The organism is Massilia norwichensis (assembly GCF_024753245.1).
Taxonomy (GTDB): Bacteria; Pseudomonadota; Gammaproteobacteria; order Burkholderiales; family Burkholderiaceae_D; genus Telluria; species Telluria norwichensis.
This window is the reverse complement of record NZ_JANUGX010000038.1, coordinates 1-18,317: the sequence shown is the minus strand read 5'-3', so window position 1 is coordinate 18,317 and position 18,317 is coordinate 1. Positions and strand designations below refer to the sequence as shown.

Annotated in this window: 22 protein-coding genes and 2 tRNA genes; 13 read left to right on the top strand and 11 right to left on the bottom strand. The window is 63.8% G+C overall.

What is annotated here, in order from left to right:
- The first annotated feature begins 24 nt into the window (after window positions 1-24).
- Window positions 25-381 carry an FKBP-type peptidyl-prolyl cis-trans isomerase gene (locus tag NX782_RS23705; RefSeq protein WP_258847966.1) on the top strand — a complete coding sequence of 119 codons (357 nt, stop codon included), beginning with the start codon at window positions 25-27 and terminating at the stop codon, window positions 379-381.
- A gap of 155 nt (window positions 382-536) precedes the next feature.
- Window positions 537-794, top strand: coding sequence for an acyl-CoA-binding protein (locus tag NX782_RS23700; RefSeq protein WP_258847965.1), 258 nt, complete (start codon window positions 537-539; stop codon window positions 792-794).
- A 3-nt stretch (window positions 795-797) separates the two neighbouring features.
- Here the strand turns inward: NX782_RS23700 and NX782_RS23695 are convergent, their stop codons facing one another.
- Window positions 798-1,073, bottom strand: coding sequence for a polyhydroxyalkanoic acid system family protein (locus tag NX782_RS23695; protein WP_258847964.1), 276 nt, complete (start codon window positions 1,071-1,073; stop codon window positions 798-800).
- Between the two features lie 172 nt (window positions 1,074-1,245).
- On the opposite strand from NX782_RS23695, the gene NX782_RS23690 reads away from it, so the two are divergent.
- The 4 genes from NX782_RS23690 to NX782_RS23675 all read left to right on the top strand — a co-directional run bounded on the left by NX782_RS23690 (window position 1,246) and on the right by NX782_RS23675 (window position 6,090).
- Window positions 1,246-2,808 (top strand): gluzincin family metallopeptidase, encoded by a 1,563-nt coding sequence (locus NX782_RS23690; RefSeq protein ID WP_258847962.1) that lies wholly within the window; start codon window positions 1,246-1,248, stop codon window positions 2,806-2,808.
- A gap of 257 nt (window positions 2,809-3,065) precedes the next feature.
- Complete coding sequence (gene fdxA, locus NX782_RS23685) at window positions 3,066-3,389, top strand: ferredoxin FdxA (protein ID WP_258847961.1); 324 nt, start codon at window positions 3,066-3,068, stop codon at window positions 3,387-3,389.
- A 143-nt stretch (window positions 3,390-3,532) separates the two neighbouring features.
- Complete coding sequence (locus NX782_RS23680; protein WP_258847960.1) at window positions 3,533-4,624, top strand: NAD(P)/FAD-dependent oxidoreductase; 1,092 nt, start codon at window positions 3,533-3,535, stop codon at window positions 4,622-4,624.
- Window positions 4,625-4,854: 230 nt separating this feature from the next.
- Window positions 4,855-6,090 (top strand): polyhydroxyalkanoate depolymerase, encoded by a 1,236-nt coding sequence (locus NX782_RS23675; protein ID WP_258847959.1) that lies wholly within the window; start codon window positions 4,855-4,857, stop codon window positions 6,088-6,090.
- A 245-nt stretch (window positions 6,091-6,335) separates the two neighbouring features.
- Here the strand turns inward: NX782_RS23675 and NX782_RS23670 are convergent, their stop codons facing one another.
- Complete coding sequence (locus NX782_RS23670; RefSeq protein ID WP_258847958.1) at window positions 6,336-6,776, bottom strand: RcnB family protein; 441 nt, start codon at window positions 6,774-6,776, stop codon at window positions 6,336-6,338.
- Between the two features lie 193 nt (window positions 6,777-6,969).
- On the opposite strand from NX782_RS23670, the gene rsxB reads away from it, so the two are divergent.
- Both rsxB and nth read left to right on the top strand, forming a co-directional pair.
- On the top strand, window positions 6,970-7,653 hold the full coding sequence (gene rsxB, locus NX782_RS23665) for an electron transport complex subunit RsxB (RefSeq protein WP_258847957.1): 684 nt from the start codon (window positions 6,970-6,972) through the stop codon (window positions 7,651-7,653).
- The gene (gene nth / locus NX782_RS23660; protein WP_258847956.1) at window positions 7,650-8,327 is read left to right on the top strand and encodes an endonuclease III; all 678 of its coding nucleotides are present in this window, start codon (window positions 7,650-7,652) and stop codon (window positions 8,325-8,327) included. Before rsxB ends, nth begins: the two co-directional genes overlap by 4 nt.
- On the opposite strand, the gene NX782_RS23655 is transcribed toward nth, so the two are convergent.
- The 4 genes from NX782_RS23655 to NX782_RS23640 are packed head-to-tail and all read right to left on the bottom strand — an operon-like array spanning window position 8,308 to window position 11,214.
- Complete coding sequence (locus NX782_RS23655; RefSeq protein WP_258847955.1) at window positions 8,308-8,685, bottom strand: nuclear transport factor 2 family protein; 378 nt, start codon at window positions 8,683-8,685, stop codon at window positions 8,308-8,310. The two genes, nth and NX782_RS23655, sit on opposite strands and share 20 nt — an antisense overlap.
- A gap of 9 nt (window positions 8,686-8,694) precedes the next feature.
- A complete protein-coding gene (locus tag NX782_RS23650; RefSeq protein ID WP_258847954.1) occupies window positions 8,695-10,116 on the bottom strand; it encodes a hypothetical protein in 1,422 nt (473 codons plus the stop codon).
- A complete protein-coding gene (locus tag NX782_RS23645; protein WP_258847953.1) occupies window positions 10,116-10,541 on the bottom strand; it encodes an ExbD/TolR family protein in 426 nt (141 codons plus the stop codon). The genes NX782_RS23650 and NX782_RS23645 overlap by 1 nt, the downstream gene beginning before the upstream one ends.
- On the bottom strand, window positions 10,531-11,214 hold the full coding sequence (locus NX782_RS23640; RefSeq protein ID WP_258847952.1) for a MotA/TolQ/ExbB proton channel family protein: 684 nt from the start codon (window positions 11,212-11,214) through the stop codon (window positions 10,531-10,533). Before NX782_RS23640 ends, NX782_RS23645 begins: the two co-directional genes overlap by 11 nt.
- A gap of 198 nt (window positions 11,215-11,412) precedes the next feature.
- Here NX782_RS23640 and NX782_RS23635 point away from each other — a divergent pair, with 198 nt between their 5' ends.
- Window positions 11,413-11,892, top strand: coding sequence for a hypothetical protein (locus NX782_RS23635; RefSeq protein WP_258847951.1), 480 nt, complete (start codon window positions 11,413-11,415; stop codon window positions 11,890-11,892).
- A 26-nt stretch (window positions 11,893-11,918) separates the two neighbouring features.
- Here the strand turns inward: NX782_RS23635 and proB are convergent, their stop codons facing one another.
- The 5 genes from proB to rplU all read right to left on the bottom strand — a co-directional run bounded on the left by proB (window position 11,919) and on the right by rplU (window position 15,359).
- Window positions 11,919-13,040 carry a glutamate 5-kinase gene (gene proB / locus NX782_RS23630; protein ID WP_258847950.1) on the bottom strand — a complete coding sequence of 374 codons (1,122 nt, stop codon included), beginning with the start codon at window positions 13,038-13,040 and terminating at the stop codon, window positions 11,919-11,921.
- Window positions 13,037-13,447 carry a hypothetical protein gene (locus NX782_RS23625; RefSeq protein ID WP_258847949.1) on the bottom strand — a complete coding sequence of 137 codons (411 nt, stop codon included), beginning with the start codon at window positions 13,445-13,447 and terminating at the stop codon, window positions 13,037-13,039. The genes proB and NX782_RS23625 overlap by 4 nt, the downstream gene beginning before the upstream one ends.
- 1 nt (window position 13,448) lies before the next feature.
- Complete coding sequence (cgtA, locus tag NX782_RS23620; RefSeq protein ID WP_258847948.1) at window positions 13,449-14,561, bottom strand: Obg family GTPase CgtA; 1,113 nt, start codon at window positions 14,559-14,561, stop codon at window positions 13,449-13,451.
- A 173-nt stretch (window positions 14,562-14,734) separates the two neighbouring features.
- Window positions 14,735-15,007 carry a 50S ribosomal protein L27 gene (gene rpmA, locus NX782_RS23615; protein WP_258847947.1) on the bottom strand — a complete coding sequence of 91 codons (273 nt, stop codon included), beginning with the start codon at window positions 15,005-15,007 and terminating at the stop codon, window positions 14,735-14,737.
- Between the two features lie 40 nt (window positions 15,008-15,047).
- A complete protein-coding gene (gene rplU, locus NX782_RS23610; protein ID WP_036230184.1) occupies window positions 15,048-15,359 on the bottom strand; it encodes a 50S ribosomal protein L21 in 312 nt (103 codons plus the stop codon).
- A gap of 211 nt (window positions 15,360-15,570) precedes the next feature.
- Between rplU and ispB the strand changes: the two genes are divergently transcribed.
- The 4 genes from ispB to NX782_RS23590 all read left to right on the top strand — a co-directional run bounded on the left by ispB (window position 15,571) and on the right by NX782_RS23590 (window position 18,179).
- Entirely contained in the window at window positions 15,571-16,560 is a 990-nt protein-coding gene (ispB, locus tag NX782_RS23605; protein WP_258847946.1) for an octaprenyl diphosphate synthase, read from the top strand.
- 51 nt (window positions 16,561-16,611) lie between these two features.
- A tRNA-Pro gene (locus NX782_RS23600) sits at window positions 16,612-16,688 on the top strand.
- Between the two features lie 34 nt (window positions 16,689-16,722).
- Window positions 16,723-16,799 (top strand) — tRNA-Pro (locus tag NX782_RS23595).
- 339 nt (window positions 16,800-17,138) lie between these two features.
- The gene (locus tag NX782_RS23590) at window positions 17,139-18,179 is read left to right on the top strand and encodes an IS110 family RNA-guided transposase (protein ID WP_258847944.1); all 1,041 of its coding nucleotides are present in this window, start codon (window positions 17,139-17,141) and stop codon (window positions 18,177-18,179) included.
- The last annotated feature ends 138 nt before the right edge of the window (window positions 18,180-18,317 follow it).

Here is an 18,317-nt window from a genome sequence, read left to right as displayed (position 1 = left end):
CACCCTGAACAAGAGGACAACACCATGCCCATCAACACCACGAATTCCGGCCTGCAATACGAAGACACCGTCGTCGGCGACGGTCCGGAAGCCAAGGCCGGCCAGTACGTGACCGTGCACTACACCGGCTGGCTGCAGAACGACGACGGCAGCCAGGGCGCCAAGTTCGACTCCAGCAAAGACCGCAACGACCCGTTCCAGTTCCCGCTGGGCGCCGGCCACGTGATCAAGGGCTGGGACGAAGGCGTGCAGGGCATGAAGGTCGGCGGTGCGCGCCGCCTGATCATCCCGGCAGCCCTGGGCTACGGCGCCCGCGGTGCCGGCGGCGTGATTCCGCCGAACGCGACCCTGATCTTCGACGTCGAGCTGCTGGGTCTGTAATCTGTACCGTAGGGTGGGGCAATTCAGGCCAGTGGCCTGAATTGCGTGCCCACCCTACCTGAGCAATTCCTCTAAAATCGCCTGAGATCAACAGTGCTTCTGCGCACGATGCGCTAAGATGGCCGAAGTATTGCCATTTTACCCAAGGAGTCACCATGAGTTTGCAAGAACAGTTCGCCCAGGCCCAGGCCGATTCGAAGAACCTGCCCGAGCGTCCGGACAACATGACCCTGCTGAAGATCTACGCCCTGTACAAGCAGGGTTCGAGCGGCGACGCCACCGGCGAACGCCCCGGCTTCACCGACATGGTCGGCCGCGCCAAGTTCGACGCCTGGGCTGCCCTGAAGGGCACTTCGCAGGACGACGCGATGCAGCAGTACGTCGACCTGATCGAAGACCTCAAGAACGCGTAATTCTTACGCGAACACCTTGCGCATGCTTTCCGCCACCTTCGTTTCGATGGTCGAGCGGAAAGCGCCCATCAGCATGCCCAGCCTGATGCGCAAATCGGCCTGACGCTCGCCCAGCGCGAGCGTGCCTTCCACACCGCTGCGCTCGAAACGCAGCACGTCCCCTTCCCACTTGCATTGCAGGCCATATTCCCCGGCCAGCTTGTCCGCCACTTTCTGGGCCGCCGCGCGTGCCGCGACCGGGCTGAGCTGGTGCTGCTGGGTGATGCTGATATCCGCCATCTGGCTATCCTTCCTGATCGAAAACAACAGAGCCCGCCATGATGCCAGCTAGGCTCCGCATTGGCTAGTTGACTTAAATCAATGTCCACTTCGAATAGCCGGCGACCATTTCCCGTGCAGTCTGCGCCTTGCAGCCCGTCCATTGCAGCCTGCCTCACCGGAGAAAGCGATCATGACGTCAGAAGCCAGCCAGCCCGATCCCGCCCAGCCCCCGATCGGCTACGTGCCGATGCCGGCCGCTCCCTACCGCCAGCACCGCAAGGCCGCGCAGCTGCTCGACCAGCCGGGCCGTCCGCGCCTGCCTGCCGGTCCCGGACCCGGAGCGCCGGACCGTGCCGGCAGCAATGAAGAAGGCGGCCAGCAGGACGTCCCGCTGCCCTACGCCTTCGGGGCGCGGGTGCTGATGTGGAAGCAGGACCCGTCGGTGGCCGAGATCGGCACCCGCAAGGTGTTCCTGCCGGGCGTGGTGCTGGCCGGCCCGCGCGATGCGCGGATCGCGATCGCCAACGCCGCCGACGCCGCCGCGGTCGAGCCGAACGCCTTCGGCGACTTCGTCACCATGCCGGACACGCCGCAGTTCGATGCCGTCCACACCTATGCGGTGGTGCGCCAGACCCTCACCATGTACCAGCGCGCCCTGTCCACCGCCGGCAGCGCCATGCCCCTGCCCTGGCAATGGAACAGCAGCGTCGACACCTCGCCGCTGCAGGTCCACCCCTACGGCCTGCCGAACGTGATGAACGCCTATTACAGCCGGACCCAGGCCTGCCTGAAGTTCGGCGATTTCATCCCGCCCGGCGAGAGCGCCCGCGTCTACACCTGCCGCTCCTTCGACATCGTCTCGCACGAGACCGGCCATGCGGTGCTGGACGGCCTCAAGCCGCAATGGCTGATGGCGGACAACCCGCCGCAGACCGGCGGCCTGCACGAAGCCTTCGGCGACCTCACCGCGATCTTCCTGGCCCTGTCCCAGCTCGACCAGTGCGAGGCGGTGGTGGCCCAGACCAAGGCCCACCTGCACGATAAAACCTTCCTGGCCGACATCGCCGAGCAGTTCGGCCTGGCGCTGGGCAGCACCAACGGCCTGCGCAATGCCGACAACGACCTGACCCTGAGCCAGGCCGGCACCGAAGTCCACGCGATCTCCCAGGTATTCACCGGCGCGCTGTACGACATCCTGGCCGACATCTTCGCCTTCGAGCGCAATCCCGAACTGGAAGATTGCGCCAGCGTGCTGCATCGCGTGGCGGCCTGGCTGCGCGGCCTGCTGCTGCGCGCCCTGATCGCCGCGCCCGACTTTGCCGCCACCTACGCCGACGTCGCCAACGAGATGCTGCGCCTGACCCTGGAAGACGGCAAACCGGCCGACTACACGACCTTCATCCGCAACCGCTTCGCCCAGCGCGAAGTGGTCGAAGTGCCGGCCACCCTCGCCGGTCCGCATCCGGCCGGGCTGCGCCTGGCGCCGCTGGTGCAGGATGCGCCGGGGGCGAAGCAGGACCGGCGCGCCTGCTGCGGCACCATGAACCTGGCCGAGTACTACCAGGTCGAGCGCATCCTCGATGCCGAAGCGCAGGCGCTGGCGCGCTGGTGTGCCGAGCACGGCCGCTTCGGACCGGCCGGCGAGGAACAGGCGGCCGGCGAAGCCGAGGCGACGGTGGCGGCAGTCAAGGTCGACGCCGATGGCGTGACCGCCACGGTCGCGACGGCAAAAGTCGCACTGCCGGCCGCCTGAGGCGAGGCCGGGATGAAGATCACGGCCCGCGCCGGCGGCGGCTGGCAGGCGCTGCTCGAACACCTGCGCGCAAGCCATTAAAAATTCGGTCATGGGGCGTCCCGGAAGCACAACCGGGAAGAACATTTGCTTATGTGTATTGTGTATAAGCCTGATTTGTCGTAAAGGCCGAATTGCCCTAAAATACAGTGCTTTGCCGCGTCCGGCGGGCTTCCCTGTACCCGATACGCCGCCGCCTCCACTGATTAAGGACTGTTATGACCCACGTTGTCACCGAATCGTGCATCCGTTGTCGCTATACCGACTGCGTCGATGTATGCCCGGTAGATTGTTTCCGGGAAGGCCCGAACTTCCTCGCCATTGACCCGGACGAGTGCATCGACTGCGCCGTGTGCGTGGCAGAGTGCCCGGTCAACGCGATCTATGCGGAAGAGGACGTGCCGTCGGACCAGCAGCAATTCATCAAACTGAATGCCGACCTGGCGCGCCACTGGCCGTCGATCACCAAGACCAAGCCTGCCCTGCCCGATGCGGAAGAGTGGAAGGACGTCAAGGACAAGCTGGACCAGCTGGCCCGCTAAGACTTCCCCGGCGCCGGCGCCTTGCCGCCGGCCGCCTTTCGCGGGCCGCATCAGCGATCCGGCACCGCGCCCAGCAGAAGTGCGACGATCGTGGCACACTATCGGCCCTCGCCTACCCCAATACACATCAACAGGATTTAAGCATGACTACCACCCCTGAGACGGGCTCCATCGCTCCCAACAGCTCCTTTGCCGGCGCCATCGAAGCCGATGCCGTGATCATCGGCGCGGGCCCGGTCGGCCTGTTCCAGGTGTTCGAGCTGGGCCTGCTGGAGATCAAAGCGCACGTCATCGATTCGCTGCCGGCCGTTGGCGGCCAGTGCGTCGAACTGTACCCGGACAAGCCGATCTACGACATCCCGGCCGTGCCCGTCTGCACCGGCCAGGAACTGACCGACAACCTGCTCAAGCAGATCGAGCCGTTCGACCCGACCTTCCACCTGGGCCAGGAAGTGACCACCGTCCAGCGTCGTGAAGACCACCGCTTCAACGTCGAGACCTCGACCGGTACCCGCTTCATCACCAAGACCATCTTCATCGCTGCCGGCGTCGGTTCGTTCCAGGCGCGCACGATCAAGGTCGACGGCATCGAGAAGTTCGAAGGCACCCAGCTGCACTACCGCGTCAAGGATCCGAGCCTGTTCGAAGGCAAGAACCTGGTCATCTGCGGCGGCGGCGACTCCGCGCTGGACTGGGCCCTGAACTTCGTCGGCAAGGCCGAATCCGTCGTGCTGGTGCACCGTCGCGAAGACTTCCGCGCCGCCCCGGCTTCGGTCGCCAAGATGAAGCAGCTGTGCGAAGAGTACGAGATGCAGCTGATCACCGGCCAGGTCACCGGCTTCGACGAAAAGGACGGCCAGCTGTCCGAAGTGAAAGTCACCGGTGCCGACGGCGTGACCCGCCGCGTGCCGCTGGACATGCTGATGGTCTTCTTCGGCCTGTCGCCGAAGCTGGGCCCGATCGCCGAGTGGGGCCTGGACATCGAGCGCAAGCAGCTCAAGGTCATGGACACCGAGAAGTTCGAAACCAACGTGCCGGGCATCTTTGCCGTGGGTGACATCAACACCTACCCGGGCAAGAAGAAGCTGATCCTGTCGGGCTTCCACGAAGCCGCGCTGGCCGCCTTCGGTGCCGCACCGTACATCTTCCCGGACAAGAAGATCCACATGCAGTACACCACCACCTCGCCGAAGCTGCACAAGATCCTCGGCGTCGAAACCCCGGTCTTCGACTAAAGTTCCGTTACTTGGATACGACGAAAAGCCCCGCCAGCCGCGGGGCTTTTTTCTTATGTAGGGCACCTAACCGAAGGCCCTATGGGAACTGTGATACTAATGGTGCATTGCACTATTTTTTCAATGGTGAACATCATCTCATGTTGCCCCAGGCCAAGCCAATTGGCCTATAATTGATTGATCTGCCGAACAAAAACCTTGTCAAAGCAGAGCAATGTGAAGGAAATAATATGCTTTACCAACTGCACGAGATGCAACGCTCCTTCTTGAACCCGCTGATGCAGTGGGCCGATGCCTCTGCAAAGCTGTTCTCGAATCCTGTCTCGCCTTTCGCCCACACCCCGTTCTCCCAGCGTATCGCCGCCGGCTACGAACTGATGTACCGTCTGGGCAAGGATTACGAGAAGCCGGCCTTCGACCTGAACTCGACCACGATCGACGGCCAGACCGTCGGCATCATGGAGCGCACGGCGGTCAGCAAGCCCTTCTGCAAGCTGTTGCATTTCAAAAAAGACATGCCGGACGCGCAATTCGCGGAGCTCAAGCAGCCCACCGTGCTGGTGGTCGCCCCATTGTCGGGGCACCACGCCACGCTGCTGCGCGATACCGTCCGCGCCCTGCTGCCGAACCAGGACGTCTACATCACCGACTGGGTCGATGCCCGCATGGTGCCGATGGCCGAGGGCGAGTTCCACCTGCACGACTATATCTATTACGTGCAGGACTTCATCCGCCACCTCGGCCCGGACGTGCACGTGATCTCGGTCTGCCAGCCGACCGTGCCGGTGCTGGCCGCCATCTCGCTGATGGCGACCAACAAGGATCCGAAGCTGCCGAAATCGATGGTCATGATGGGCGGTCCGATCGACCCGCGCAAATCGCCGACCGCCGTCAACGATCTGGCCACCGAGAAGCCTTTCTCGTGGTTCGAGAACACCGTGATCTACGCGGTGCCGGGCAATTACCCGGGCTTCGGCCGCAAGGTCTATCCGGGCTTCCTGCAGCACGCCGGCTTCATCGCCATGAACCCGGGCCGCCACGCCCAGAGCCACCGCGAGTTCTACCAGCACCTGGTGCGCGGCGACGACGACTCGGCGGAAGCGCACCGCAAGTTCTACGACGAGTACAACGCCGTGCTGGACATGCCGGCCGAGTACTACCTGGAAACCATCAAGACCGTGTTCCAGGACTTCGCCCTGCCGAAAGGCACCTGGGAAGTCGGCGGCCAACTGGTGCGTCCGCAGGACATCGAGAGCGTGGCGCTGTTCACCATCGAAGGCGAGCTGGACGACATCTCCGGCGCCGGCCAGACCCAGGCCGCGCACGAGCTGTGCACCGGCATCCCGCCGGAGAAGCACCAGCACTTCACGGCACCGAAATGCGGCCACTACGGCATCTTCTCGGGCCGCCGCTGGCGCGAGATCATCTGCCCGATGATCGGCGAGTTCATTCGCAAGAATGCCTGATTCCCTAGCGCGCCAGGCGTCGCCGGCGCGCTAGGCTTCGTCTCCGCGCAAAAACGTCGTCCCCGCTCAAAAACGTCGTCTCCGCGCAAAAACGTCGTCCCCGCGCAAAAACGTCGTCCCCGCGAAGGCGGGGACCCAAGCTTGCAAGCCTTGCGTTAGCGTAGGCAGAACTTGGGTCCCCGCCTGCGCGGGGACGACGCGTTTCTGGTCACCTGCCGGGGCCGGCCAGCAGCCGGCCCACGGTGTCAGTGATTGATGATCAGGTCGGCGATCACGCCGGTGGCAATCGCCGCCAGCACGTAGTCGCTGCCTGTCTGCACCCAGTGGTAACCCCGCGGCGGCGGTCGCAGGTTGTGCTGCCGATAGTTGTCGACCACGTACTGGTGATTGCGGTAGCGGCTCGGCAGACGGTCGCCGCGGCGGAAGCTGTGGTCCGGACCGGCGCCGTTCCAGCGGCGTTCCTCGCCCCAGCTTTCGTTGCCGGCACGGCCGCCGCCCTGGGCGCGATAGCCGTCGCGGCGATCGTCGCGGCGGTTGTCGTTCCGGTCGTGGTCGCGCTGGCTGTAACGGTCGCCGCGGTCGCCGCGGTCACGGTCGCCATGGTAGCGGTCCTGGGCAAAACTCGCGGCACTTGCGCTCAGCAGTGCTGCCGTCAGCGCGGAAATGATGAGGTGCTTCTTTTCCATAAGACCCTCCTGTCGTTGATCGCTTGCTTCCAGTAGACCACCAGCCGGGTCCGGCACTCCGTACGTTGCTGCACGTAAGGGTGTAGGACAAAAAGCAGTGTTTTTGCCAGCTCAGCGGCTACTTCCGGCCGCCCGCTTCGACGCCACCGGCGATTTATCGGATAATGGCGGTTTAGCAAATGCTTGACTCATCGTGACCAAGACGCTCGCCGACCTGATCGAAGACCAGTTGCCGCAAACCCAGTGTACGAAGTGCGGCTACCCCGCCTGCCGTCCGTACGCGGAAGCGATCGCCAGCGGCGAGGCCGACATCAACCGCTGCCCGCCGGGCGGCATGGAAGGTGTCGCGCGCTTGTCGAAGGTAACCGGCCGCCCCGTCATCCCGATCAATCCCGCCAACGGCCTGGAGCGTCCGCGCCCGGTCGCCTTCATCGACGAGAACCTGTGCATCGGCTGCACCCTGTGCATCCAGGCCTGCCCGGTCGACGCCATCCTCGGCGCCCCCAAGCAGATGCACACGATCCTGCCGAGCCTGTGCACCGGCTGCGACCTGTGCGTGGCGCCCTGCCCGGTCGACTGCATCGCGATGATCCCGAACCGCGACGATCCGAACGGCGAGCGCACCGGCTGGGATGCCTGGTCGCAGGAACAAGCCGACGCCGCGCGCGCGCGCCACGATTTCCGCACCGAGCGCCTCAAGCGCGAGAAGGAAGAGAACGATGCGCGCCTGGCCGCCAAGGCGCTGGAAAAGATGCGCGCCGTCACGGCCGAGGAAACCAATACCGCCGAAGAGCTGGCGGAAAAAGAACGCAAGCGCGCGATCATCGCCGCCGCCATCGAGCGCGCGCGCCAGAAGGCCTCGGGGAAGCCCGAATGAACCCGACAAAACGCTACGAAATCTTCCGCCGCTTCCGTGAAGCGAATCCGCATCCGACCACCGAACTCGAATACAGCACGCCGTTCGAACTCTTGATTGCCGTGCTGCTGTCGGCGCAGTCGACCGACGTCGGCGTCAACAAGGCCACGCGCAAGCTGTACCCGGTGGCGAACACGCCGCAGGCCATCCTCGACCTCGGCCTGGACGAGCTGAAGACCTATATCTCGACCATCGGCCTGTACAACAACAAGGCCAAGAACGTCATCGCCACCTGCGAGATCCTGGTGAACCAGTACGGCGGCGAAGTGCCGCGCGAGCGCGAGGCGCTGGAATCCCTGCCGGGCGTGGGCCGCAAGACCGCCAACGTGGTGCTCAACACGGCCTTCGGCGAGCCGGCGATGGCCGTCGACACCCACATTTTCCGGGTCTCGAACCGCACCAGGATCGCACCCGGCAAGAACGTCGATATCGTCGAGCAGAAGCTGCTGAAGTTCGTGCCGAAGGAGTTCCTGCAGGACGCCCACCACTGGCTGATCCTGCACGGACGCTACACCTGCGTGGCGCGCACGCCCAAGTGCTGGAACTGCATCATCAACGATTTGTGCGAATACAAGGACAAGACCCCGGCGCCCGCCAAGGTCCTGCCGCCCGCCGTTACGCTGTCGGTCGATTGAGCATGGTGGTGGCGCCCGGCGCGAACGAAGCGCGCCGGATGCGGCCGTCGATCACTTCATAAATGCACAGCATCTCCAGCGTGCCCACGCCTTCCGGGAAGTTGCGGGTGATGAGCTCGAGGTCGGTCACGAAATTGCCCATCACGGTGCGCGACAGCAGGCGCGCATGCAGATCCGGCTCCGCGAAGCGCGCCACGTAACGCGCGCGGATCGCTTCCTGCCCCTGGGCCAGGCGTTCGCCATGCAGCGCGAACTGCTCGGCGTCCGGCGCGTAGGCGCGGGTCAAGGCATCGATGTCCTTGGCATTGAAGGCGTCCAATTGGGCCTGGACGACGGCGAGGGATGAGATTTTTTCCATGGCCGTATTCTAATCCGCCGGCGACAGCACCACCGAAAAGAACATGAGATTCATGCCGTTGTAGAGCTTGAACAGGATGGTATTGCGGCCCTTGTGGAAATGGAGCTTGCGCTGGCCTTCGGTCAGGTTGCGCTGGGCCAGTTCGGCGTGCATGCTGTAGAAGGGCCTGCGGTACCAGGGCTTGTCGTTGTCCATGCCGCTGATCCAGACCAGGCGCTCGTTGAACCACATTTTCGAGTCGTCGTCGGCGCCGATCGCCACCCACATGTCCATGTCGCGCTCGAGCGTGACTTCGGTGTAGGCGTAATACACCGCGTTCTCGGCGCGCGGGCGCGGCACGAAAGGATAGTGCAACTCCTGCTGCCAGTTCCAGCGCACCAGCTGGTCGTTCATGCCGTAATAAACCGCGTCCAGGTCGAGCCCGCGCTCGGGCGGATAAACCTCGTCGATGCTGCCGCGGCCATGCGCGCCGAAAGGACCGATCACGTACCAGGTGTCGAGGAAGATACGGTTGGCGTAGGGCCCGCCGGCGCCCAGCGTACGGCCGGCGCCGGTGCGCAGCGTGGCTTGGTCGACCGGCGGCGGCGCCAGGAAGCTGCCGTAGCTGCGCTGGTCGCTGAAGCCCGCGCTCGACATATCGAGCGTGCTGCCGCTCAGCGCAAGCGGATTGCCCAGCCCCAGATCGCTGCTGAGCGCATTCAGCCTGCCGCCCAGGGCCGCCGAATCCTGGGCCGCGCCGCCACTGATGCCGCCGCCATTCTTGGCCGCGTGATGCGCATTGCCGGGCGGACCGCCACCGTGCCGCCCTTCCCCGCCACCACCACCGCGCCCCATGTTCAGCTTCACGCCCTGCTGCTGCGCCAGCAGCTGCGCGCGGCGCTGGGCCAGTGCGGCCTTGGCTTGCGCCGCCAGTTGCGCGACGACCGCTTCCGGCGGACGGTTCTTCGGCACCGGCGGTTTGGGACGCCTGGCTTCCTCGGCCCGCACGCGTTTCAGGGCTTCCTGCTCGGGGATGCGCAACACACGCGCCATCTCCGCCGCGCGGATCTTCTGCTGCACGGTCTCGATCGCGGCCGCCAGCCGGCGCGCCTGTTCGGCCGGGTCGCGGCTCTCCTTGCGCGCCGCCGCATCGGCGGCCGGCTTGCGCTCCTGCCGTGCCGGCGCGGCGCCTGCGCTCTGTTCGAGCGCCTCCTTGATCTCTTCCATGGTACGCAGCTGGCGCTGCATCTCGCGGCGCGAGGTCTGCTGCAGCGCGTGGTTCACCTGCGTGCGCAGCTTGTCGTCGCGTTTGAGCTCCACGCGCACCGGACCGCTGGTGTACAGCGCAAGGCCCAGCAGCACGTGCGTCAGCACGGACGCGGCCAGCCAGGGATAACGCCGCCACAACACGGCCACGCTCGAACCATCCAGTCGGGAAGTCTCGTATGGCATCACTCTCGCCGCGCACGCATTGCGATATTCGCCAGGCCTTCGAACTGGCACAGGTCGAGCACGTGGACGATGGACTGGTAGGAGGCATTGCCATCGCCTTCGATGCGCACCGGCCGGCCCGGCTGCCGCTGGGCTTCGTCGCGCAGGCGTTCGTGCAGGGCCTCGAGCGACAGCTTTTCGTCGCCGATCGCCACCTGGCCCGCGCGATCGACCTGGATCACCAGCGGATCGGGCGCGGCGTCCTGCAGCTTGAGCGTGGCGGCGGAGCGCGGCAGCGTGATCGGGATGGCCTTGTCCTTCTGCTGCGTCTCCTTCTGCTTGAACGAGGTCGCGACCATGAAGAACATCAGCAGGAAGAAGATGCAGTCGATCAGCGCAATCAGGCCGATCTCGGGCTGCTCCTCGTCGCCGAGCTCAATACGCATGGCTGCGCTCCTGCTCATGTTTCTGCTCGTGTTTCTGCTCATGTTGCCGCTCGTGTTCCCGCGCGCGGCTCGCATCCAGCAGCCGGCCCAGCTGGCGTTCGAGCAGGATGCCGATATTGACCATGCGGTTGCGGAAGAAGTGGTGCATGGCCAGCGAGGGCAGCGCCACCGAGAGCCCGGCCGCGGTGTTCACCAGCGCCTTCGAGATGCCGCCCGCCAGCAGGGTTGGATCGCCCATGCCGTTGAAGGCGATCACGTGGAAGGATTCGATCATGCCGATCACGGTGCCGAGCAGGCCGACGATGGGCGCGATGGTGGCGACCACGTTCAGCGCATAGGCCTTCTGCTGCTGCAGGCGCAGCTCCGTCGATGCGATCTCGGCCGCGCGTGCCGACAGCGTATCGATCGGCAGGCGCGGATGCGCGGCCAGGAATTCGAGTACGCGCGCCAGGCTGCTGCGGTCCTGGCCGGCGCGCGCCGCAAGTGCGCGGTAATCGCCGGCCTGCCATAGGCTCAGTGCTTCGTCGGCCAGGGCCTGCGGCGCCACCTTGACCGCACGGAAGTTCGCAAGCCGTTCGAGCGCCACGGCCAGCGCCAGCACGGACAGCGCGCCGGTCACGAAGATGCCGGTGCCGCCTTCCAGCAGCTGGGAGGCGAGGTTGAGTTCCTGCATGACGGTCCTTTCCTTGGCTGTTCTTAATTTCCAGTTAATGTAGCATGCAAAGGAAATTGAATAGCAATTATTTTGCTAGCAGTTCGCAATATATATGCCTGGAGAGGTAAACCAAGTGCACAGGCCACGCAATAATGCGCGCATATTCGCCAGTTAAATCCTGCTACGCTGACCAGCTTTCCTTGCCGGGATAAAACCATGCGTACGATACTCGGCGGCCTGCTGGCCGCAATCCTGTTCTGCCTCGCTGCCGCCGCCGGCGCGGCGGAGCGCCCGCGCTTCGCGTTCAGCGTGATCTGCAACGACCCCGCGCTTGCGCAAGTGCTGCAAAAAGGGATCGAGACGCGCCTGGCCGCGGCCGGGTTCGATATCAGCGACAAATTCCCGACCGCGAAGCTGTTCGTCTACGCGAACCGCGACAGCGGCGACCGCAAGAATCCGGACGGCGTATCGATCGCGATCGCGCATGTGTCGAACGTGGAGGCAGCCGTACTGGGGCTTTCCTATGTCAGGCGCGGCGAGGAGATGCCGGAAATACTGCGCGGGATGCTGGGCGAGGAAGGGATGCTGCAGCACCTGAACGTGGCCCACATGGACACGCCCGACGAGGCGCAGGTGAAGGAAGTGCTCGACAAGACGGTGGTGGCCTTCCTGCGGAAGTACACGCCCGCACAATGAAAGCGGCGCTGCTGCGCCGCCGGGTTTTACAGCAGCACCAGGTTATCGCGGTGCACCAGTTCGGGCGCCTCGACATAACCAAGAATGGCCTCGATCTCGCCCGAAGCATGGCGCATGATGCGCTTCACTTCCGACGCCGTGTAGTTGGTCAGGCCGCGCGCGATTTCAATGCCGTCTTCGCTCACGCAAGACACCAGCGCGCCGCGCCCGAACTCGCCGCGCACGCCTGAGACGCCGATCGGCAGCAGCGACTTGCCCTCTTTCGCCAGCTTCTGCACCGCGCCCGCATCGAGCACCAGTTCGCCGGCCGTGTGCAGATGGTCGACCATCCACTGGCGGCGCGCGGTCAGGCGCGCGGTCGGCGCCAGCAACTGGGTGCCGATCGCTTCGCCGCCGGCCAGGCGCACCAGCACATTGTCCTCGCGCCCCCAGGCGATCGCGGTGTGGGCGCCGGAGCGCGCCGCGCGCTTGGCGGCCAGCACCTTGGTCAGCATGCCGCCGCTGCCGATGCTGCTGCCGGCGCCGCCGGCCATCGCCTCGAGCGAGGTATCGCCGGCCTGGGCTTCGGCGATCAGGCGCGCGGACGGGTCCTTGCGCGGATCGGCCGAGTACAGGCCCTTCTGGTCGGTCAGGATCACCAGGGCATCGGCTTCGATCAGGTTGGCGACCAGCGCGCCGAGGGTGTCGTTGTCGCCGAACTTGATCTCGTCGGTGACCACGGTGTCGTTCTCGTTGATGATCGGGACCACGCCCAGGCGCAACAGCGTGGTAAGCGTCGAGCGCGCGTTCAGGTAGCGTTCGCGGTCGGCCAGGTCGGCGTGGGTCAGCAACACCTGGGCGGTCTTCACGCCGTGGGTGGCGAAGCTGGTTTCGTAGATCTGGGCCAGGCCCATCTGGCCGCAGGCGGCGCAGGCCTGCAGTTCGTGGATGTCGGTCGGACGCGCCGTGAAACCGAGGCGCAGCATGCCTTCGGCGATCGCGCCGGAAGACACCAGCACGACTTCCTTGCCGAGCGTGCGCAGCGAGGCGATCTGCGCGGCCCAGCGCGCGATGGCGGCGTTATCGAGGCCGCGGCCTTCGTTGGTGACGAGGGAGGAGCCGACCTTGACGATGATGCGGCTGGATTGCTGGATGACGGAAGTATTCATGGCGACAGTGGCTTTCCCTGCGGACGAAGCAGCAGCAGCGCCAGGCCGGCCAGCAGTTCGATCCCGCTAACGACAAACAATAAGCCCTGGGGCAGGCCGATCGCGAAGGCCGCGACAAGGCGGCCGAGCGGCTGCGCCAGGAGGAATAATGCTGTGAGGTCGCCGAGGATGGGCTGGTCGCCCTGCCTGGCCGCCAACAGAGCCAGCCCCGCGGTGGCGAGGCGCACTCCGACATAGATGGCGTAGAACTGGCTGTAACCGTTTACGCCGACAAGAAACACGCCGAACGCTTCCGCCGTGCGGTCGGGATCGAGCATGGCCGACAGCGCGGCCAGCGAACTGGCCGTGGCGATCACCCGCAGCAGCTGCGTGCGCAGGCGGAGGCGGTGCGATGCGGATAAAACCAAATCAGTCTTCGAGGATCTTGAAGCGCGGATCGTCCGGATCTATGGAAGAGATGCCGCGCGCTTCCTCGGTCATCTGCTTTTCTTCCGAACGCTGGTCGCTGTGGCGCTTCTCTTCCAGGTAGCGGTAGATCGCGTGGACCAGGTCTTCGCAGCCTTCGCGGTTCAGCGCCGAAATCTCGAAGACCGGGCCCTTCCAGGCCATCTTCTTGACGAAGTCCTTGACCAGCTTCTTGCGCTCGTCTTCCGGCACGACGTCGAGCTTGTTCAGCACCAGCCAGCGCGGCTTGTTGAGCAGTTCTTCGTCGTACTTTTCGAGTTCCTTGACCAGGGCCTTGGCTTCCTTGACCGGGTCGGTCTTGCCGTCCATCGGCGCGATGTCGACGATGTGCAGCAGCAGGCCGGTGCGGCTCAGGTGACGCAGGAACTGGTGGCCCAGGCCGGCGCCTTCGGCCGCGCCTTCGATCAGGCCCGGGATGTCGGCGATCACGAAGCTCTTCTCGTGCGAGACGCGGACCACGCCCAGGTTCGGGTGCAGGGTCGTGAACGGATAGTCGGCGACTTTCGGACGCGCGTTCGAGATGGCGGTCACAAAAGTCGACTTGCCGGCGTTCGGCATGCCCAGCAGGCCGACGTCGGCCAGCACCTTCAGCTCGAGGCGCAGCGCGCGGCGCTCGCCTTCCTTGCCCTCGGTTTTCTGGCGCGGCGCGCGGTTGGTCGAGGTCTTGAAGTGGATGTTGCCCCAGCCGCCTTCGCCGCCGCGTGCCAGCAGTTCGGTCTGGCCGTGTTCGGTCAGGTCGGCGATGATTTCGCCGTTGTTGTCATCGATGATGATGGTGCCGACCGGCATACGCAGGGTCACGTCATCGGCGCCCTTGCCGTAGCAGTCCGAGCCGCGGCCCGGTTCGCCGTTCTTCGCGGTGTGCACTTTGGAGAAGCGGAAGTCGACCAGCGTGTTGATGTTGCGGTCGGCCACGACCCAGATCGAGCCGCCGCGGCCGCCGTCGCCGCCGTCCGGACCGCCGAAGGGGCGGAATTTCTCGCGGCGGAACGAGGCGCAGCCGTTGCCGCCGTCGCCGGCGATGACTTCGATTCTTGCTTCGTCGATAAACTTCATGATGAACCCACCAAATACTTTAGGCTATGTCACTGTTAAATGTGCCACAAGATGGGCCCATGGATACGCACTTAACGGTGACAGCGCCGGAAATTAAAAAGGCTCTACCGGTGGGCAGAGCCTATCGATTCGCAGAACCTCACCCAGGCGAGGTTCCACTGCACTGCAGATAATTAAGCAGCGACTGCTTCAGCAGCAACGACGGTCACGTACTGCTTCGAACCGACGCCTTGCTTGACGAACTTGACCGAACCGTCGACCAGCGCGAACAGGGTGTGATCCTTGCCCATGCCGACGTTGGTGCCCGGACGCACGGTGGTGCCGCGCTGACGCACGATGATGCCGCCTGCGTTGATCGACTGGCCGCCGTAGACTTTCACGCCAAGGCGTTTGCTTTCTGAGTCACGGCCGTTGCGGGTAGTACCGCCGCCTTTTTTGTGTGCCATTTAGATGCTCCTTGCTGACTAAAGAATGGACGCGCGGCGATTAGCCGTTGATCGCAACCACTTGGATTTCGGTGTAGTTCTGGCGATGGCCCTGACGCTTCTGGTAGTGCTTACGACGACGCATCTTGAAGATACGCACTTTGTCGTGACGACCGTGCGAAACAACAGTCACGCGAACCGAAGCACCTTCCACCAGCGGAGCACCAAACTTGATGCTCTCGCCCTCGCCAACGGCGAGAACCTGATCGATAGTGAGTTCGGAACCAATGTCTGCCGGTATCTGTTCTACTTTGAGTTTTTCGCCAGCGACAACTTTGTATTGCTTGCCACCGGTTTTTATGACCGCGTACATGATTTGAAACCTCATTGATTGTTAAGAAAATTCCGCTCGAACCCGGCGTACTGCGTGCTCTGGATTCAGGGAACAGAGGATTATACATAATTTGGCGCAGGGCGTCAAAGCGCTGGCGCGGCTGTTGTGAAAAAGCGCGGGCTTTGCTTGCTTATCGTATAATCGCGCCACTTAACACATCCACATCGCACTCAACGTCAGCAGGTCCGCCTTGTCCGCCGCCACCAACACCGCACAACAGAACCCCATCACCCGTACGATCGCCGCCGACATGGAGGCCGTCAACGGCGTGATCCGACAGCGGCTGCAATCCGACGTCGCGCTGGTGAACCAGATCGCCGAATACATCATCAGCGCCGGCGGCAAGCGGATCCGTCCGGTGCTGGTGCTGCTGCTGGCGAACGCCTACGGCTACAAGGGCGCCGGCCACCACGAACTGGCCGCCGTCGTCGAATTCATCCACACCGCCACCCTGCTGCACGACGATGTGGTCGACGAATCCTCGATGCGCCGCGGCCGCCAGACCGCCAACGCGATGTTCGGCAACGCCGCCTCGGTGCTGGTCGGCGACTACCTGTACTCGCGCGCCTTCGAGATGATGACCAGCCTGGACGAAATGCGCGTGATGGAAATCCTGTCGCGCGCCACCACCGTCATCGCCGAGGGCGAAGTCCTGCAGCTGCTGAACATGCACGATCCGGACGTCACCCAGGAAAGCTACCTGACCGTGATCCGCTCGAAGACCGCCAAACTGTTCGAAGCCGCCGCCCAGCTCGGCGCGCTGGTAGCCGGCGCCAACGACGCCCAGATCGAAGCGGCCGGCGAATACGGCCGTTCGCTGGGCACCGCATTCCAGCTGATCGACGACGTGCTCGACTACGCCGGCGACGCCAGCGAGATCGGCAAGAATGTCGGCGACGACCTGCGCGAAGGCAAGCCTACCCTGCCCCTGATCTACGTGATGGAAAACGGCAGCGCCGAACAGCGCGAACTGATCCGCACCTGCATCGAACAGGGCGACGAAACCCATTTCGACGCCGTGCTGTCGGCCGTCACCACCAGCGGCGCGCTCGACTATACGCGCCGCGAAGCCGAAGCCGCCGCCCAGCGCGCCGCCGATGCGATCGCCGACCTGCCCGAGAGCGAATACAAGCAAAGCCTGCTGCAGCTGTGCAGCTTCGCAGTTGACAGGAACCATTGAGGCAACTATAGTAATGCCTTCCCGAGATTCGGCAACGGGTCTCAAACCAGTCGGGGTGTAGCTTAGCCCGGTAGAGCGCTACGTTCGGGACGTAGAGGCCGGAGGTTCGAATCCTCTCACCCCGACCATCAGTTTTCTCCCTCAGCAGTTATCAATACCAGTCGGGGTGTAGCTTAGCCCGGTAGAGCGCTACGTTCGGGACGTAGAGGCCGGAGGTTCGAATCCTCTCACCCCGACCAACTCCTCTCGTTGATTCTCAACGATCCCCCTTTGACATCAAAGATCTACAGCACCAATCTCGCGCGTCAGTGTTGCACCAGCTGAGGAGCATGCTGTGTGTCGCCACCTCATCAAACGCGGTAGCCGGTATTCGATTCACCGCAAAATCCCTATTGGTCTTGCAGCGCCATTACGGTCGTACAGGGATAGTCAAAGCACTTGACGAGTGCCCGCCGCGAAGCTGAACAGCTTTTTCGAGTCGAGGGGGCTTTAATGGAATGGACGCATCCTTCCTAACACGGCATTTAGGTGCCAAAGTGGATGTGTAAGTTGTCCACGACTAGAAAGGAGCGTCCGAGATGAAGCTGAGTGCATGCGGCATTGATCTGGCAAAGGCGGTGTTTCAGGTACATGGCGTCGATCTTCATGGCAAGCCCTGCCTGCGCAGGCAGCTCAGGCGTGCGGAGCTGCTGACGTTTTTCGTGAACCTCGAGCCCTGCCTGATTGGCATGGAAGCCTGCGGAAGCGCCCATTACTGGGCGCGCAAGCTAAGCGAAATGGGACATACCGTGAAGCTGATGGCGCCGCAGTTCGTGAAGCCCTACGTGAAGACAAACAAGAACGACGCGGCCGACGCCGAAGCCATCTGTGAAGCGGTCACCCGGCCCAATATGCGTTTCGTGGCGATCAAGACAGAGCACCAGCAGGCATTGCTGGCGATCCACCGCGCACGACAGGGATTCGTCAAGGCGAGGACCGCCCAGGCCAATCAGATCCGTGGCCTGCTGGCTGAATTCGGGATCGTCATTCCAAAGGGACTTTGCAATCTCGGTCCCAGGTTGGCATCGCTGTCTGATGAGTCGGCCGGACAGTTACCCGGCAGTTTCTGTAGTCTGCTGCAGCGGCTTGCCGAGAATCTGAAGGAGTTGGACCGCCAGGTTCAGGATTTGGAGAAAGAAATCCAACTCTGGCACGCGCAAAATGAAGCCAGCCGCCGACTGGCCGAGATACCAGGAATTGGTCCGATTACCGCAAGCGCACTGGTCGCTTCGATTGGCGATGCGCGCTGCTTCAAGAATGGCCGGCAGTTGGCTGCGTGGATAGGATTGGTGCCCAGGCAGCACTCCAGCGGTGGCAAGCAGGTTTTACTGGGCATCAGCAAACGAGGCGACGGTTACCTGCGCGCGCTGCTGATCCATGGTGCGCGTGCTGTGCTTCGACACGCCGAACACAAGGTCGAAACTGCCACCAGTTGGCTCGGGCACTTGCTGTCGCGGCGACACAAGAATATCGCGGCTGTTGCGCTGGCCAACAAGAACGCGCGCCGGGTATGGGCACTTCTCATGCATGACGAAAGACGGTTCCGTGCGGATTACGTCTCCGCTGGGGCAGGCACGTAATCCGCACGGCCAAGTTACTTCTCAACCGACTTCAAGGAGGATTGGCAAGCATCCTTCCAACGATTGCTCAGGCGATCAAGATGTGATGGCAAGACAGGTCAGACCGTGACCGGCAAACCCTGCGTGCAACAAGGAGCA

Bases quoted from the DNA above. Each gene is read 5' to 3' on its own strand.
- NX782_RS23705 (WP_258847966.1), top strand. From the start codon at position 25: ATGCCCATCAACACCACGAATTCCGGCCTGCAATACGAAGACACCGTC.
- NX782_RS23700 (WP_258847965.1), top strand. From the start codon at position 537: ATGAGTTTGCAAGAACAGTTCGCCCAGGCCCAGGCCGATTCGAAGAAC.
- NX782_RS23695 (WP_258847964.1), bottom strand. From the start codon at position 1,073: ATGGCGGATATCAGCATCACCCAGCAGCACCAGCTCAGCCCGGTCGCG.
- NX782_RS23690 (WP_258847962.1), top strand. From the start codon at position 1,246: ATGACGTCAGAAGCCAGCCAGCCCGATCCCGCCCAGCCCCCGATCGGC.
- fdxA (WP_258847961.1), top strand. From the start codon at position 3,066: ATGACCCACGTTGTCACCGAATCGTGCATCCGTTGTCGCTATACCGAC.
- NX782_RS23680 (WP_258847960.1), top strand. From the start codon at position 3,533: ATGACTACCACCCCTGAGACGGGCTCCATCGCTCCCAACAGCTCCTTT.
- NX782_RS23675 (WP_258847959.1), top strand. From the start codon at position 4,855: ATGCTTTACCAACTGCACGAGATGCAACGCTCCTTCTTGAACCCGCTG.
- NX782_RS23670 (WP_258847958.1), bottom strand. From the start codon at position 6,776: ATGGAAAAGAAGCACCTCATCATTTCCGCGCTGACGGCAGCACTGCTG.
- nth (WP_258847956.1), top strand. From the start codon at position 7,650: ATGAACCCGACAAAACGCTACGAAATCTTCCGCCGCTTCCGTGAAGCG.
- NX782_RS23655 (WP_258847955.1), bottom strand. From the start codon at position 8,685: ATGGAAAAAATCTCATCCCTCGCCGTCGTCCAGGCCCAATTGGACGCC.
- NX782_RS23650 (WP_258847954.1), bottom strand. From the start codon at position 10,116: ATGCCATACGAGACTTCCCGACTGGATGGTTCGAGCGTGGCCGTGTTG.
- NX782_RS23645 (WP_258847953.1), bottom strand. From the start codon at position 10,541: ATGCGTATTGAGCTCGGCGACGAGGAGCAGCCCGAGATCGGCCTGATT.
- NX782_RS23640 (WP_258847952.1), bottom strand. From the start codon at position 11,214: ATGCAGGAACTCAACCTCGCCTCCCAGCTGCTGGAAGGCGGCACCGGC.
- NX782_RS23635 (WP_258847951.1), top strand. From the start codon at position 11,413: ATGCGTACGATACTCGGCGGCCTGCTGGCCGCAATCCTGTTCTGCCTC.
- proB (WP_258847950.1), bottom strand. From the start codon at position 13,040: ATGAATACTTCCGTCATCCAGCAATCCAGCCGCATCATCGTCAAGGTC.
- cgtA (WP_258847948.1), bottom strand. From the start codon at position 14,561: ATGAAGTTTATCGACGAAGCAAGAATCGAAGTCATCGCCGGCGACGGC.
- rpmA (WP_258847947.1), bottom strand. From the start codon at position 15,007: ATGGCACACAAAAAAGGCGGCGGTACTACCCGCAACGGCCGTGACTCA.
- rplU (WP_036230184.1), bottom strand. From the start codon at position 15,359: ATGTACGCGGTCATAAAAACCGGTGGCAAGCAATACAAAGTTGTCGCT.
- NX782_RS23590 (WP_258847944.1), top strand. From the start codon at position 17,139: ATGAAGCTGAGTGCATGCGGCATTGATCTGGCAAAGGCGGTGTTTCAG.